Source organism: Burkholderia seminalis DSM 23518 (assembly GCF_902832885.1).
Classification (GTDB): Bacteria; Pseudomonadota; Gammaproteobacteria; order Burkholderiales; family Burkholderiaceae; genus Burkholderia; species Burkholderia seminalis.
On sequence record NZ_CADFDK010000009.1, the window covers coordinates 259,821 to 275,151 of the forward strand.

Sequence of the window (15,331 nt, forward strand, 5' to 3'; positions counted from 1 at the left end):
TGAGCAAGTGAACATTGATATTGCGATATTCAAAAGACTAATTGTCGTCCCGACAATGTGCAACATCATCACAAGGAAGAGGGGCGCGCCGCGCCGACCGACATGACCGACATCACCACCGCCCAGCACGACGACACGAACCTGCGCACCGACGCCGCGTGGCTCGACGCGCACTGGATGCCGTTCACGGCCAATCGCCAGTTCAAGGCCGATCCGCGCATGATCGTGTCGGGCAAGGGCGCGTATTACACGGACGCCGAAGGCCGCAAGATCTTCGACGGCCTGTCGGGCCTCTGGTGCACGGGCCTCGGTCACGGCCGCACGGAGATCGTCGAGGCCGTGAGCCGCCAGATCGCGCAGCTCGACTACGCGCCGGCATTCCAGTTCGGCCACCCGAAATCGTTCGAACTCGCGAACAAGATCAAGGAGCTGACGCCGGCCGGCCTCGACTACGTGTTCTTCACGGGCTCGGGTTCGGAAGCCGCCGACACGTCGCTGAAGCTGGCCCGCGCATACTGGCGCGCGAAGGGCAAGGGCACGAAGACGCGCCTGATCGGCCGCGAGAAGGGCTACCACGGCGTGAACTTCGGCGGCATCTCGGTCGGCGGGATCGGGCCGAACCGCAAGCTGTTCGGCCAGGGCCTCGACGCCGATTTCCTGCCGCACACGCAACTCGCCGAGAACAAGTTCTCGCGCGGGATGCCCGAGCACGGCGCCGAGCTGGCCGACCGCCTGCTCGAGCTGATCGCGCTGCACGACGCGTCGAACATCGCGGCCGTGATCGTCGAGCCGTTTTCCGGTTCGGCGGGCGTGGTCGTGCCGCCGAAGGGCTATCTGAAGCGCCTGCGCGACATCTGTACCGCGCACGACATCCTGCTGATCTTCGACGAGGTCATCACGGGCTTCGGCCGTGCCGGCGCGATGACGGGCGCCGACGCATTCGGCGTGGTGCCGGACATCATGAACTTCGCGAAGCAGGTGACGAACGGCGCGCAGCCGCTCGGCGGCGTGATCGCGACGAAGGAGATCTACGACACGTTCATGGCCGCGGGCGGCCCCGAGTACATGCTCGAGTTCCCGCACGGCTACACGTATTCGGCGCACCCGGTCGCGTGCGCGGCCGGCGTCGCGGCGCTGGACCTGCTGGTGAAGGAGGACGCGGTGGCCCGCGTGCGCGATCTCGCGCCGCATTTCGAGGCGGCCGTGCACGGGCTGAAGGGCCAGCGCCACATCGCGGACATCCGCAACTACGGGCTGGCGGCCGGCCTGACGATCGCGGCACTGCCGGGCGAGCCGGCACGACGTCCGTACGAGATCGCGATGCGCTGCTGGGCGAAGGGCTTCTACGTGCGCTACGGCGGCGACACGATCCAGCTCGCGCCGCCGTTCATCGCCGAGAAGCGCGAGATCGACAACCTGGTCAACGCGCTGTCCGACGCACTGAACGAAGTGGACTGAGCCGCGGCTCGCCCCCGCGACAACCGCATTCACGAAAGAGCCTCAACGATGAAACACGACAGCAACGTCACCTCCACCATCGGCCACCTGATCGACGGCAAGCGCGTCGACGGCGGCCACCGCGTCCAGCCGGTGTTCGACCCGGCCACCGGCGATTCGGACAAGAGCGTCGCGCTCGCCAACAAGGCGACCGTCGAAGCCGCGATCGCGTCCGCGCAGGCCGCGTTCCCGGCGTGGCGCAACACGCCGCCGCTGAAGCGCGCGCGCGTGATGAGCCGCTTCAAGACGCTGCTCGAAGAGCATGCCGACGAGCTGTGCGCGCTGATCACGGCCGAGCACGGCAAGGTGCTCGCCGACGCGATGGGGGAACTGCAGCGCGGGATCGAGAACGTCGAATACGCGACGTACGTGCCCGAGCTGCTGAAGGGTGAGCACAGCAAGAACGTCGGCCCCGCGATCGATTCGTGGAGCGAGTTCCAGGCGCTCGGCGTCGTCTCCGGCATCACGCCGTTCAACTTCCCGGTGATGGTGCCGCTGTGGATGTGGCCGATGGCCGTCGCGTGCGGCAACACGTTCGTGCTGAAGCCGTCCGAGCGCACGCCGTCGTCGACGCTGCGCATGGCCGAGCTCGCGCTCGAGGCCGGCCTGCCGCCGGGCGTGCTGAACGTCGTGAACGGCGACAAGGAAGCGGTCGACACGATCCTGACCGACCCGCGCGTGAAAGCCGTGAGCTTCGTCGGCTCGACGCCGATCGCCGAATACATCTACTCGACCGGCTGCGCGCACGGCAAGCGCGTGCAGGCGCTCGGCGGCGCGAAGAACTTCGCGGTCGTGATGCCGGACGCCGACATCGGCAATGCGGTGAACGCGCTGATGGGCGCCGCGTACGGCTCGTGCGGCGAGCGCTGCATGGCGATTCCGCTCGTCGTCGCGATCGGCGACGAGACGGGCGACCAGGTCGTCGCGGGGTTGAAGGCCGAGATCGAGAAGATGAAGGTCGGCCCGGGCAACGGCGCGGGTGTCGACATGGGCCCGCTCGTGACGCGGCAGCACTTCGAGAAGGTGACGGGCTTCGTCGATGCGGGCGTCGCGGCGGGCGCGACGCTCGTCGTCGACGGCCGCGGCGTGAAGGTCGACGGCCACGACGGCGGCTACTACCTCGGCCCGTGCCTGTTCGACAACGTGAAGCCCGGCATGCCGATCTACCAGCACGAGATCTTCGGGCCCGTGCTCGGCGTGATCCGCCTGAAGTCGCTCGACGAGGCGATGGCGCTGATCGACGCGCACGAATACGGCAACGGCACGTGCCTGTTCACGCGCGACGGCGAGGCCGCGCGTTACTTCAGCGACAACATCCAGATCGGCATGGTCGGCATCAACGTGCCGCTGCCGGTGCCGGTCGCGTACCACTCGTTCGGCGGCTGGAAGCGTTCGCTGTTCGGCGACCTGCACGCATACGGCCCGGACGCCGTGCGTTTCTACACGAAACGCAAGACGATCACGCAGCGCTGGCCGTCGGCCGGCGTGCGCGAAGGGACGGTATTCAGCTTCCCGTCGAGCCGCTGACGCGCAAGCCGGCTGCACGCAGCCGGCGCGACGTGCCGAAGCCTGCCCCGGTCGACGATCGGGGCAGGCTTTTTGGCTTGTGCACGGATCGTGCGGAAGGCGGCGGAAGGACGCTTACGGCGCAACCACGTGCCACATGTTCTTGAAGTTGTCGCCGTTGCGGTCGCCCTGTTTCATGTCCTTCGAGAAGAAGTACAGCGGCTTGCCCTTGTAGGCCCATTGCGGGCTGCCGTCGTCGCGCTTGACGATCGTGTAGGGGCCGACCGGGACGTCGGTCGCGCTGGCCTTGTAGGGCGGCCAGAAGGATTCGCACTGGCCCGTGCAGGCGCTGGTGCCGGCATTGGGTTTGTCGTGGTCGAACGTGTAGACGGTCATCCCGTTGGCGGCGACGAGCGCGCCGTTTTCTTCCTTCGTGATGGAACCCTGGGCCGTAGCCGAAGCGGATGCAATGGCGAGCAGAGCGGAGCTGACGAGCAGCACGGCTTTCATGTGTGCCTCCTGATAGTCCGGTGGGCGGCCGCAACCGCGCGCACGGGCAAGCGTGCGCGACGATCGCGATGAATGGTGCCGGAACGCGATGCCGTTGCCGTTCGCGAGCTTGACGCGGGATCGCATGGCGGCAAACGGGGCGCCTTCTTCACGATAGGCGGTTTTGCGCGGGGCTGCGAGAAGATCGGGGGGCATATCGGCCGCGCGTAGGCATCGCGCAACGGCGCGGCAATTGCCTGCACGCCGGTATTCCGCATCCGTCCCCGAACGCGCGGCGCACGCCGGCGCGTCAGCGTCTGGCGCGATTGGTCAGCGCGACGCCCGTGATCACGAGCACGCCGCCGGCCAGTATCGACGGCGACAGCGGTTCGCCGAGCAGCGCGACCGACAGCAGCACGCCGAACACGGGCACCCGGTTCGTGAACACGGCGGCGCGGGCTACACCCACAGCCGGTACATCCAGAACGATTCGTCGTCGGCGAAGCGCCGCACGAATTCGGTCGGCGCAAAGCCCGTGATGCGCCGCGTCGCGCGGCTCAGGTGGGCCTGGTCGGCAAAGCCTTCGTCCAGCGCCAGCGCCGCCCAGTCGACCGGCTCGCCGGCTTCCTGCCGCGCCCGCGCGGCAAAGAACGCGCCTTCGCTGCGCACCAGCGTATGCCAGTCGCGCAACGAACGCCCGCTGTACGCCTTGATGCGCCGCTCGACCTGGCGCGCGCTGTGCGTGTGCCGCCATTCGCGTGCCTGCAGCGCGAGCCGTTCGGCCCAGCTGCGGCCCGCGTCACGCAGCGACGACAGCGGCGTCGTGCCGCCGCGCAGCGCGCGCCAGCGCGGCGCCAGGTGGCGGTCGAGCGCGGCCAGCGCCGCGGCGTCGCCGTCCGCCTCGGCCAATGCGTCGAGCAGCGGCCGCCAGCCGTCGTCGAGCGCGACACGCGCATCGACGAAGCGGTCGTGAATCTCGGGCAGCCCGATCCCGAACAGCACGCGGGCCGCGTCGGCATGGAAGCAGACGATGCCGCCCTGACCGGTGGTCGGCGCCCAGCTGACGGTCGGCGCCGACTGGCTGCCGGACAGCGTCGCCGACGCGCCGAACGCGCGCCAGCGCGGGCCGTCGGGCGCGCTCTCGACGAGCCCCGCGTCGAGAGCGCGATACCACGCGAGACAGACGAGCGGTGACGCCGGGAAGTGCGTCAGCCGCTGCGCTGCGTCCAGCGCGAAGCCGCGCGTGTCGCGGCAGATGATCGCGACCACCGCGCCTTGCAACGCGGCCGGCGCCGGATACAGCCGCGCATGCGGCGCGCGGCCGCCGCGCAGCACGCGCGGCGCGCGCGCGAGCGGATCGGGGCATGACGGCAGGATCGGGGGCGGGCCGGAGCACATGACGCCGGAGTATAGGGACGGCCTGCATGCGTGTCGATGTCGTTTGCGTTCAAGACCGCCGCCGCGTCGCCGCGGACAATCCGCCGCATGAACCCGCGAACCTCCTCCCCATGTCCCTTCCATGCGGGCGCCGCAGCACCGGCGCCCGTGCTTCACCCGCCCGGCGTATGGCCGCCGGGGCCGCGCGCCGGCCTGACGGGGTGGTCATTGCTGCGCGCGATGTCGCGCGACCTGCTCGGCACGCTCGCGGGCTGGCAGCGCGAGCATGGCGACGTCGTGCACTTGCGCATGTGGCCCGAGCACGTGGTGGCCGTGACCGATCCCGCGCTCGTGCGCGAACTGCTGGTCACGCATCACGATGCGCTCGTGCGCTGGGAGCGCGGCATCCGCGTGTTCTCGCAGGTACACGGGCACAGCGTGCTGGTGGCCGAAGGCGACGCATGGCGCGACAAGCGGCACGCGTTGCAGCCGAATTTCATGCCGAAGCCGGTACAGGCGTTCGTTCCGGCGATCGCCGCGACGGCGGCCCATGCGCTCGCGCAATGGCCCGCGCACGACGCGCGTTGGCCGATCGAAAGCGCGCTGACGTCGCTCGCGATGGACGTGATCATGCGCGCGATGTTTTCCGATGCGATCGGCGAGGATGCGCGCGTGGCCGAGGCCGCCGTGCGCACGGTGAGCGCCGTGTCCAATGCCGAGTTCTACCAGCCGGTGAGCGCACCGGACTGGATGCCGTGGAAGCGCGGCAAGGCGCGGGCGCTCGCGGTGCTGAACGGGCTGATCGACCGGCAACTGCATGCGCGTCTCGACCGTCCCGAGCACGGCTGGCCCGACGATCTGCTGTCGCGCCTGCTGCGGCTGCATCGCGCCGACGCGCGCGTCTGGCCGCTGCAGGCCGTGCGCGACGAATGCATGACGGCGTTCCTGGCCGGACACGAGACGGCCGCGGCCACGTTGACCTGGTGGGCGTGGAGCATGGCGGCGCATCCGGACGTGCAGGCTGCCGCGCGGGACGAGGTCGTGCGCGTGCTGGACGGCCGCGCGCCGAGCGCCGACACGCGCGCGGCATTGCGCTACCTGACGCAGACGCTCGAGGAAACGATGCGGCTGTACCCGGCGGCGCCGATCCTGATCAGCCGCCGCGCATCGCGGCCGGTTGCGCTGGGCGCCTGGCAGTTTCCCGCGCGGACGCTGTTCATGCTGCCGTTGCAGTTGATGCATCTCGACGAACGCTGGTTTCCCGAGCCGCATGCGTTCCGGCCGGCGCGCTTCGCCGACGACGCGCCGCCGCTGCCGCGCGGCGCATACATGCCGTTCGGCACCGGCCCGCGCGTGTGCCTTGGGCAGCATCTGGCGATGACGGAGATGACCGTGGTGGCCGCGATGCTCCTGCAGCGCTACGTGCTGTCGGTTCCGCCCGGCATGGCGCCGCCGCGACCGGTGTTGAACGTGACGCTGCGGCCGCGGCAGGCGTTGCATCTGGCGATCGCGTCGCCGGGGCTGACGGCCGAGGCGGCCTCGGCACAAGGGCCGGCGTGACCGAGCCGGTCACGCGCGCATCGCGCGAGTGACGACCGTGCGAGCGATGCCGTGTCGTCGAATCGTCGGAACGTGAATGCATGCCGGCAACGGTGTTCGGCGCCCTGGCGCGGCGTCGCGCAGCACCTATGCTTGAAGGGCCCAGGCCGGGCGGACCCAACGGAGGACGGTCATGCGCATGCTTCTCAACATACGAATTCCTCACGAGCCGTTCAATACGCTGGTGCGCGACGGCAGCGTCGGCGACGTGATCTCGCGAATACTCGAGGCGGTCAAGCCGGAGGCCGTGTATTTCACGGAGCAGAGCGGCGGGCGCGGCGCGGTCGTGATCGTCAATCTGGACGACCCGTCGCAAATCCCGGCGCTCGCGGAGCCGTGGCTCCTGATGTTGAATGCGGACTGCGAGTTCCGCGTGGTGATGCTGCCGGACGATCTGCGGAACGCCGGGCTCGCGCAACTCGGCGCGAAGTGGCGGTAGCAGGATGCCGCGCGTGGCCGTGCCCCTGCCCGACAACGGGGCGGGAGGCATGGCGCGGCGTTCGCGTGCCGACTATCGCGCAGGCCGCGACGGCTCGACGGGTGCCGCCGGCCGGTCTTTCGGCCGGCACAGCAACAGCAGGCCGCTCAGCGCCGCCGCGCCGAGGAAAACGAAAAAGCACCGCGCGTTCCATGCGTTCAGGCTGTCGGATGCCACGCCGCCGGCATTTCCGGCCGTGGTGCCGGCTTCGAGCAGGAACGTGAAGACCGCCGGCACCGGCGCGGAGCCCAGGTAGGCGAGGAATGCGAACTGCAGCCGGCCGCGCGTCAGGATCGACCAGACGTCCTTGCCCATCAGGCAGGCGGCCAGCACCACGGGCGGCACGAGCACGATCGAAGCGGCGCTGACGGCGCACAGCAGCAGCCAGCCAAGTCCGATGAGCGGAACGAGCGACATGAATCGGGTCTCCTGTATCGGGGCGGCCGCGTGGTCGGCGAAACCTCCGTGCCTGCTTCACCGGCCGATCACGGCGCGAATCGATGCACGGATAGTGCCCGATTCCGCGCCCGTTGCCATCTACCGCGATCGAGGCGTTCACCCGGCCGCATCTTCCCCGAGCGCCCGGATGAACCGCGAAAACAGCTCGGGCTGCGATGAAATCCCGAGCTTCGCGTACAGATGGCGCCGATGCACCTTCACCGTTTCGGGCGATATCGCCAGCCGCTCGGCGATCGCCTTCGACGAATTGCCGCGCAGCACCATGCGCGCGATCGACATCTCGCGGTCGGTCAGCACGCCCGCGCCGAAGCGCGCGAGCGCCTGCTCGACGCGCGCGCCGAGATCGGCGTCGGGCGTCGCGCGTGCGGCGTCGCCCACCAGCCGCCAGTGCTGCCGCATCGCCGCGAGCACCCACGGCATCGCGGCCGTCAGCTTGCCGAGCGGCTCGACGTCGAAGCGCGCGGCCGCGCCGAGCGACAACGACAGCAGCGTATCGGCGTTCGGCCGCACGAGTATCTGGATCTCGTCGTCGCCGACCGCATCGCGGAAATAGCTGAGGAAATATTCGCTTTGCCGGAACAGGTCGGGCGCGACTTCCTCGAGCCGGTAGCAGCCGTCGGCGAGCCCGTCGTGCGCGGCCTGCAGGAACGGGTCGAGCAGATACACGCCGTTCAGGTAGAGCGGCACGGGCGATGCGTTGTCGGTGCCGCCGGTGTCGTATTCGTCGAGCACGAGCGGCACGCCGTCGCGGCCGACCGCGGTCGCGAGCGCGTTGTCGAACGGCACCATTTCGTTGAGCAGCAGCACCAGGAACCGCCAGAAGCGCGGCTGGCCGAGATGATCGATTGCGCGGCCAAGCGCCTGATGCATCGCGATTTCGGAAAAGAGACGATCCATACCACCACCGGAAGGGCGTAACACGAAGGGGGAATAGCGGTCCTGAAATTGGCTTCCTAGACTGCCACGCAATCAATCGGGCCCGAGTATGGGTGTTCAAAAATTGGCAGCAAAGGAGCACAGGAGAACGAAATGGCGATGATGTCGGAATCGACGGGTAGCCTGCAAGCGGCGCCTGCAACGGAAGACGCGCCGCGCGCGCTGTCGCAGACGCTCAGCGTGCGCGACGCGGTGATGATCACCGTATCGGGCGTGACGCCTGCCAGCTCGATCTTCGTGATCGCGCCGTTCGCGATCCAGCAGGCCGGCAGCGGTGCCGTGCTGTCGTTCGTGCTCGGCGGCGTGCTTGCACTGGCGTTCGCGCTTTGCTACGCGGAGCTCAGCGCCGCGCACCGCAGCGCGGGCGGCGAATACGTGATGGCCAAGCGCGTGTTCGGCACGCTGCCCGGCTACCTGACCTTCATCACGGTGCTGTCCGTCAGCGTGTTCATCCCGGCCGTGCTCGCGAGCGGCGCCGCGCCCTACCTGAACAACGCGCTCGGCACGCACTTCGGCAACCAGTCGGTCGCGCTGACGATCGTGCTGCTCAGCTATCTGCTCGGCATGCTGAACATCAAGACGAACGCGTGGATCACCGGCGCGTTCCTGGTCGTCGAGATCGGCGTGCTGATGCTGATCGCGGGGCTCGGCTTCGGTTCGCCGCATCGCGGCGCCGACGTGCTGATCGCGCCGGTCGTCGCGAGCGGCAACGCGCTCGTGCCGGCGACGCTCGCGGCCATCGTGCCGGCGATCGGCACTGCGATCTTCTGCTACAACGGCTTCGGCTCGGCTGCGTATCTCGCGGAAGACCTGCGCGGCGGCAACCGCAACGTCGCGAAGGCGGTGATCTATTCGCTGCTCGTGATCCTCGTCGTCGAACTGGTGCCGCTCACGGCGATCGTGCTCGGCGCGCCGTCGCTCACGGAACTGACGAAGAGTGCCGACCCGATCGGCTATGTGGTGCGTTCGCTGAGCAACCCGGCCGTGTCGCGCGTGGTCAGCGGCGGGATCTTCCTGTCGGTGTTCAACGCGATCATCGCGATCGTGATCACGATGGGCCGCCTGCTGTACAGCAGCGGCCGGCATGCACTCTGGTCGCGCGCCTGCAACCGCGCATTCTCGACGATCCATCCGCGCCTCGAATCGCCGTGGCTCGCGACGCTCGCGCTGGCGGTGCCGTCGGCCGGGCTCGTGTTCGTGTCGAGCCTCGACGAACTGACCGCGTTCACGGTCGACCTGCTGCTGCTGATCTACCTGGTCGTCGGGCTGGCCGCGCTCGCGAGCCGGTTCGTGCGTCGCGACGTCGAGCATCATTACCGGATGCCGCTGTGGCCCGTGACGCCGCTCGTCGCGGTGGCCGGCGCGGCCTACACGCTGTACACGACGCTGGCGACCGCGACGAAGTCGACCGACCTGATCATCATCGCGGGGCTGCTGGCCGCCGCACTCGTGATGTACGGGGTATGGGCGCGCCACAGCGAAGCGTTCCGCGCGCTCTGAGCGGCGGATCGACACCTTGCAGCATCGACATACCGAACCACGGAAAGACTGGAGGAACTGCATCATGCGCACGAGGGATCTCGGCATCCGCATCGGGCTCGGCACGCCGGGCCGCTTCAACGCGATCACGGACGTACCGGGCGTGCGGGTCGGACATTGCACGCTGAACGTCGAGAACGGCGACGCATCGATCCGCACCGGCGTGACCGTCATCGAGCCGCGCGCGGGCGCCGCGCACGATTCGCCGTGCTTCGCGGGTGTGCACGTGCTGAACGGCAACGGCGACGCGACGGGGCTCGAATGGATCCGCGAGGCCGGCCTGCTGACGACGCCGATCGCCTATACGAACACGCACAGCGTCGGCACGGTGCGCGACGCGCTCGTCGCGAACGAGCGTGCAGCGGCGGCCGGCCGCGTGTACTGGTGCATGCCGGTCGTGATGGAAACCTACGACGGGCTGCTGAACGACATCTGGGGGCAGCACGTGAGCGCCGCGCACCTGCAGCGCGCGCTGGCCGCCGCGCAGTCGGGGCCGGTCGCGGAAGGCGGCGTCGGCGGCGGCACGGGGATGATCTGCCACGAGTTCAAGGGCGGCATCGGCACCGCCTCGCGCGTGCTCGCGAACGATGCGGGCGGCTGGACCGTCGGCGCGCTCGTCCAGGCAAACTACGGCGTGCGCGAAATGCTGCGGGTGGCCGGCTACCCGGTCGGCGAGGTGCTGCGGCACGTGCATTCGCCGTTCCGCGACCAGGGCGCCAAAGGCGAGCCGGGCATGGGATCGATCGTCGTGACGCTCGCGACCGATGCGCCGCTTCTGCCGCATCAGTGCACGCGCCTCGCGCAGCGCGCGAGCGTCGGGCTCGCACGCGTCGGCGGCGGTACCGAGGATTCGAGCGGCGACGTCTTCCTGGCATTCGCAACGGGCAACGACGGCCTGCCCGCGGCGAACTACGGCAGCAAGGGCGCGCCGACCACCGATCTGAAGATGGTCAACAACGACCACATTTCCGCGCTGTTCGTCGCGGCGGCGGAAGCGGTGGAGGAAGCGATCGTGAATGCGCTGGTCGCGGGCGGCGACGTCGAATCGCGCGGTGCGCGGGTCGAGGGGCTCGGGCAGGCGCGCCTGCTCGATGCGTTGCGCGAAGTGGGGTGGCGGCCGGGGCGCGGCGCCTGAAACGGCGAGCGCCGCTTCAATCGAAGCGGCGTGGAACGGGGCGGCGATGCGGCGATCGGCCGGACCGCCGTCCGCCCGCGCATGCGATGCATGCCGTGCGGGCGATGCGGGCCTGGCCGTGACGACGCGGCGTCATGCTCAGCTGCCGAAGTAGATGTTGCAGAAGCTGACCGGGCCGACACAGGCGTTCGGGTCTTCCTGCTTCGATTGCGAACGATCGACACGGCCCGCGGCCTTGACGGCTTCGGCGCGGTTCGCCTGTTGCGGTGCGGCGTCCGCCGGCGCCGGCTGTGCGTGGGCGACAGCGGCGGTGAGCGACAGGGCAACGAGGGCGAGGTGCAGCGGCTTCATTTTGGGTTCTCCTGGGTGAGTGCCAGTCGCGCTGGCAGTGAGGAAACTATAGGCTCGCACTGCTTAAAGATTAATCACCGGGGCTGTAGAGCTTATTTCCATCCGGAACAAGGATCCCGTTGCGCACGCATCGATCCTCAATGGCGGCGCCGGTTGAACGGCGCATCCTTGTCGAGCAGCGCGGTGCGCATGAAGTGCAGGCAGCCGACGATCCGCTGCATGCTCCGGCGCGCATCGGGCACCGCGTACCAGGCCTGCAGCGTGTGCTGCGCCGCGCGGATCGCGAGATTCACCGATTTCAGCGTGCGTGCGTGATGGCCGGGCGTCGGGTCGTCGAAGAAGCGCGGCAGCTCGTGCAGCACCGCGTCGATCGAGGTGGTCCAGCGCAGCGTCTGCGGCGGTTTCGAGGCACTGAACGCGCGCAGCTCGTCGCGCAGGTCGATCACGGCGTGGCCGACCTCGAGCGTCGACAGCATCCAGCGCATGGCGTCGCGGTGCTGCCGGGTACGCCGCACGAGCAGCGTGCGCAGTTGCGCCATCAGGTCGTGCGTACTCGACTGGAAACGCTGCGCGAGGCCGACCGGCGCGCCTTCGCACGCGAGCGTGACCTGGCGGCGCAGGTCGTGGGCGATGCGGCCGGTGAGCCACGGCATGTGGGTCGGGAAGACGACCGCGAACACGAGCGAGCACGCGAGCATCGCGACGACGATCGCCAGCCCGTTGTTGATCAGCACTTCGGGCGTATACGCGATCGCGTTGTCGGGGCCGGCGAGCAGGCAGAAGAACACCGCGAAGCCGATTCCGTAGCCGGACAGGCCGGGCCGCATGGCGAGGAACGCGCCGAGGCCGAGCACCGGCGCGAGTGTCGCGCACAGCAGCGGGAAGCCGTCGATGTTCGGATACACGTAGCACAGGAACACGTAGCCGACGGCGGTCGCGAACGCCGCGCCGACGCTCATCTGCGCGACGAACTTCGGCGCGCGCGGCGACGTCGAGCTGAGCGCGCACGCGATCGCGGTGGCGATCACGGCGAGCGAGCCGCTCGGCCATTCGGACGCGATCCAGAACGCACTCATCGCGCCGACGGCCACTACCGTGCGCAGGAACGCGAAGCCGACGAAGAACGCATTGGTCTTCACTGCGTAATGCGTGACGGAGCGCTCGAACGCGTGATCGTCCTGGTCGAGCGACGCGTAGGTATCGGCGTAGCCGAGGTATTCGCCGATGAAGCGGTACATCAGCTCGATCGCGGTATCGAAGTCGAGCAGGCCGCCCGCGGCATGTTCCTCGATGGTTCGGCGCGACGCGCGCGCGGCCTTCGGCAATGCACCGTGGAAGCGACGCAGTTCGAGCAGCGCGCCGGTGGCCGGCGTGATGCCGCGCGGCCGCTCGTCGCGCAGTGCCGCGAAGCGCAGGGCGAGCGCGTCGACGTGCGGCGCGAGCGCAGCGAGCACCGCGTCCGACTGGTTCGCGCGCAGGCGCTTGACGAGCTGGTGCAGCGCGTGCAGTCGCGTGCAGGCATTCATGAACTCGCTGTTCAGCCGCGCAAGGCGGCGGCTGCGCGCGCGAATGTGCGGATCCTCGAACGACGCGAACGCGCGGTTGGCCTCGAAACCGACGATGTCGTCGACGAAATCGGCGAAGCGCCGCTCGAAATCGCCGCGCGCGACGTCGCCAGCCAGCGCACCGGCGGCGAACGCCGCGAATGTCGCATGGCGCGCGCTCAGCGAGCGCATCAGCGCCTTCGCGGAACTCAGCGGCAGGATCAGCGCGCTGACCGCGCCCGAGCAGGCGATGCCGAGCGCGACTTCCGCGGCGCGGGTGAGCGCGGACTGGAACAGCGTCTGCGGCGTCATCACGGCCGGCAGGCCGATCAGCGCGGCCGTGTAGCCGGCGAGCACGAAGCCGTACCAGCGGAAGTGGCGGTTGCGTACCGCGAGCGCGATACAGCCGCCGATCCACAGCGTGATGCCGGCCATGTACAGCTCGGGCTGCTGCGCGAACAGTCCGCCGAGCGCGAGCGCGGCGACGAGGCCGGCCGCCGTGCCGAGCACGCGATAGAAGCTCTTCGCGAACACCATGCCCGAGAGCGGCTGCATCAGCACGAACACGGTCGTCATCGCCGTGCGCGGCTGGGACATCTCGAGGCGCATCGCGATGCCCATCGCCAGCAGTGCCGCAAGCACGGTTTTCGCGAGATGCAGCCAGATCAGCCCGTCGCGGGTCGCCCAGTCGCGCGCGGCGTCGCCGAGCGGTTCGAGCCAGGCCCTCCATCGCGCGGGTTCGATGGAAGATTGCTCGATCGCAGGTGGTGGCTTCATGAAAAGAGGGGGCCGAGGCGGGGCCGGGGCGGGGCCGCGGCGCATCCGAACGGGTCCGTTCGACTGGTGAGGCGCCGATTGTAGGAGTGCGGCGCGTGCGCATTAACGCAGCTCCGGGGAAACGATAGTTGCAGCCGGAGTAACAATCTGTCGCATCCAGTGGAGGAAAATAGCGGTTCCGCTACAGGTTGCTCACAGGAATGGATACCCTACAAAACATGCGGGTGTTTTCGCGCGTCGTCGAGACGGGCAGCTTCACGGCCGCGGCGCAATCGCTGAATTCGACGACGGGCGCGATGTCGCGCGCGGTGTCGGAACTCGAGGCGCGGCTGCGTACCCGTCTGATGAATCGCTCGACACGCCGTCTCGCGCTCACGTCGGCCGGCGAAAGCTATCTGCGGCGCTGCCGCCAGATCCTCGCCGACGTCGACCGTGCGGAAGAAGAAGCGAGTTGCGCGCACGAACGGCCGGCCGGCGTGTTGCGCATGCACAGCTTCGCGAGCGTCGGTCACCACTACGTATTGCCCGCGCTGACGCGTTATCACGCGCAGTTCCCGGACGTGTCGATCGAGCTGTCGCTGTCGCAGCGCATGCCCGACCTGTTCGACGGCACCAGCGACATGGCCGTCGTGACCGCGTCGTCACTGCCCGATTCGGAACTTGTGTCGCACCTGCTCGGCTCCACGTTCAGCATCCTGTGCGCGTCGCCCGACTATGTGAAACGGCACGGTGCGCCGGCCCGTCCGCAGGATCTCGCCGCGCATGCGTGCCTGACGCTGTGCACGCCCGCGTTCCCGACGCACGAGTGGGTGCTCGAGGGCCCCGAAGGCGTCGAGCAGATCCACGTCTCGGGGCCGGTGCAGACCAATACGGCCGAATCGCTCGCACTGGCGATCCGCGACGGCATCGGGATCGGCATGCTGCCGCTGTACGCGGCGATCGACGCACTGCGCGACGGCACGCTCGTGCGCGTGCTGCCCGCGCACATCCTGCAGAAGATGAACGTGTACGCGCTGTATCCGTCGCGCCGTTTCGTCGATGCGAAGGTGCGGACCTGGGTCGAGATGCTGCGTGCGCAGGTGCCGGGCATGATCGCGCGCGACGTCGAGATGCTGAACGCGATCGACCGCGAACCGCAGGCTGCCTGAAGGCCTGCACGCCGGGCGCACACGGGGGCGCCGTGTCCTGTCCGGCTTCTTCACGCATGCGCGAGACGCGCGTTGCCCGCGGAACATCCCTCTCGCGGGCGAGGCGCGTCGTCACGTCGTCACGGCGCGGGCTTCGCCGCCGCGCCGGATTCGGTGGCCGGCTGGCCGGCCGGGCCGTACGCGGCCTGCGCGGCCTTGTGTTCCGCGAGGCGCTTCGCCTGCAGCCGTTGCTGCGCGGCCATGATGTCGTCCGGATAGTTGTCGGCTTCACCGCGCGCCGGGTTGTAGCCGACCGATTCCAGATCGATCAGTTCCTGCAGCACCTGCGCGCGCGTGACGGGCGCCTGTGCCTGCTGGGCGAACGACAGGGCCGGTGCGGCAAGCAGGACGGCAGCGGCGGCGGTAACGACGAGCGATTTCACGGGGTTCTCCTGAATACGGGGTAGGTGGACGGATCGATGCGTGATGCATGACCCGAGCCTTCGACGCCAGTCTA

The 15,331-nt window shown here is 69.1% G+C and carries 15 protein-coding genes; 7 read left to right on the forward strand and 8 right to left on the reverse strand.

Translation table 11 applies throughout. The annotated features are described in order from the left end of the window. Window positions 1-102: 102 nt before the first annotated feature. Both aptA and HWX00_RS25710 read left to right on the forward strand, forming a co-directional pair. A complete protein-coding gene (gene aptA / locus HWX00_RS25705) occupies window positions 103-1,458 on the forward strand; it encodes an omega-aminotransferase AptA (RefSeq protein WP_034191682.1) in 1,356 nt (451 codons plus the stop codon). A 48-nt stretch (window positions 1,459-1,506) separates the two neighbouring features. After that, window positions 1,507-3,024, forward strand: coding sequence for a CoA-acylating methylmalonate-semialdehyde dehydrogenase (locus HWX00_RS25710; RefSeq protein WP_175027966.1), 1,518 nt, complete (start codon window positions 1,507-1,509; stop codon window positions 3,022-3,024). 114 nt (window positions 3,025-3,138) lie between these two features. On the opposite strand, the gene HWX00_RS25715 is transcribed toward HWX00_RS25710, so the two are convergent. From HWX00_RS25715 to HWX00_RS25725, 3 genes are all read right to left on the reverse strand, one after another. After that, a complete protein-coding gene (locus HWX00_RS25715; protein WP_049028502.1) occupies window positions 3,139-3,513 on the reverse strand; it encodes a COG4315 family predicted lipoprotein in 375 nt (124 codons plus the stop codon). A 289-nt stretch (window positions 3,514-3,802) separates the two neighbouring features. Next, window positions 3,803-3,961, reverse strand: coding sequence for an EamA family transporter (locus HWX00_RS25720; RefSeq protein ID WP_277622977.1), 159 nt, complete (start codon window positions 3,959-3,961; stop codon window positions 3,803-3,805). After that, on the reverse strand, window positions 3,952-4,890 hold the full coding sequence (locus HWX00_RS25725) for a helix-turn-helix domain-containing protein (protein ID WP_034191457.1): 939 nt from the start codon (window positions 4,888-4,890) through the stop codon (window positions 3,952-3,954). The genes HWX00_RS25720 and HWX00_RS25725 overlap by 10 nt, the downstream gene beginning before the upstream one ends. Before the next feature lie 87 nt (window positions 4,891-4,977). Between HWX00_RS25725 and HWX00_RS25730 the strand changes: the two genes are divergently transcribed. Together HWX00_RS25730 and HWX00_RS25735 are read left to right on the forward strand one after the other, a co-directional pair. After that, window positions 4,978-6,429 carry a cytochrome P450 gene (locus HWX00_RS25730; RefSeq protein WP_175027965.1) on the forward strand — a complete coding sequence of 484 codons (1,452 nt, stop codon included), beginning with the start codon at window positions 4,978-4,980 and terminating at the stop codon, window positions 6,427-6,429. A gap of 172 nt (window positions 6,430-6,601) precedes the next feature. Further along, window positions 6,602-6,907: a panthothenate synthetase gene (locus HWX00_RS25735; protein ID WP_175027964.1), complete on the forward strand. Its 306-nt coding sequence runs from the start codon at window positions 6,602-6,604 to the stop codon at window positions 6,905-6,907. A gap of 72 nt (window positions 6,908-6,979) precedes the next feature. Here the strand turns inward: HWX00_RS25735 and HWX00_RS25740 are convergent, their stop codons facing one another. Together HWX00_RS25740 and HWX00_RS25745 are read right to left on the reverse strand one after the other, a co-directional pair. Next, window positions 6,980-7,363, reverse strand: coding sequence for a hypothetical protein (locus HWX00_RS25740; protein WP_059556498.1), 384 nt, complete (start codon window positions 7,361-7,363; stop codon window positions 6,980-6,982). Window positions 7,364-7,501: 138 nt separating this feature from the next. Then, window positions 7,502-8,302: a helix-turn-helix transcriptional regulator gene (locus HWX00_RS25745; protein ID WP_034191454.1), complete on the reverse strand. Its 801-nt coding sequence runs from the start codon at window positions 8,300-8,302 to the stop codon at window positions 7,502-7,504. 132 nt (window positions 8,303-8,434) lie between these two features. Between HWX00_RS25745 and HWX00_RS25750 the strand changes: the two genes are divergently transcribed. Both HWX00_RS25750 and HWX00_RS25755 read left to right on the forward strand, forming a co-directional pair. Further along, on the forward strand, window positions 8,435-9,841 hold the full coding sequence (locus HWX00_RS25750) for an APC family permease (RefSeq protein WP_175027963.1): 1,407 nt from the start codon (window positions 8,435-8,437) through the stop codon (window positions 9,839-9,841). A gap of 64 nt (window positions 9,842-9,905) precedes the next feature. After that, complete coding sequence (locus HWX00_RS25755) at window positions 9,906-11,015, forward strand: DmpA family aminopeptidase (RefSeq protein WP_049028341.1); 1,110 nt, start codon at window positions 9,906-9,908, stop codon at window positions 11,013-11,015. A gap of 138 nt (window positions 11,016-11,153) precedes the next feature. Here HWX00_RS25755 and HWX00_RS25760 read toward each other — a convergent pair whose 3' ends face one another. Next, window positions 11,154-11,366 carry a hypothetical protein gene (locus tag HWX00_RS25760; protein ID WP_034191451.1) on the reverse strand — a complete coding sequence of 71 codons (213 nt, stop codon included), beginning with the start codon at window positions 11,364-11,366 and terminating at the stop codon, window positions 11,154-11,156. 137 nt (window positions 11,367-11,503) lie between these two features. After that, window positions 11,504-13,687, reverse strand: coding sequence for an FUSC family protein (locus HWX00_RS25765; RefSeq protein WP_034191450.1), 2,184 nt, complete (start codon window positions 13,685-13,687; stop codon window positions 11,504-11,506). Between the two features lie 200 nt (window positions 13,688-13,887). Here HWX00_RS25765 and HWX00_RS25770 point away from each other — a divergent pair, with 200 nt between their 5' ends. Further along, window positions 13,888-14,835: a LysR family transcriptional regulator gene (locus HWX00_RS25770; protein WP_034191449.1), complete on the forward strand. Its 948-nt coding sequence runs from the start codon at window positions 13,888-13,890 to the stop codon at window positions 14,833-14,835. 119 nt (window positions 14,836-14,954) lie between these two features. Here HWX00_RS25770 and HWX00_RS25775 read toward each other — a convergent pair whose 3' ends face one another. Beyond that, complete coding sequence (locus HWX00_RS25775; RefSeq protein ID WP_059556501.1) at window positions 14,955-15,257, reverse strand: DUF4148 domain-containing protein; 303 nt, start codon at window positions 15,255-15,257, stop codon at window positions 14,955-14,957. Window positions 15,258-15,331: the final 74 nt, after the last annotated feature.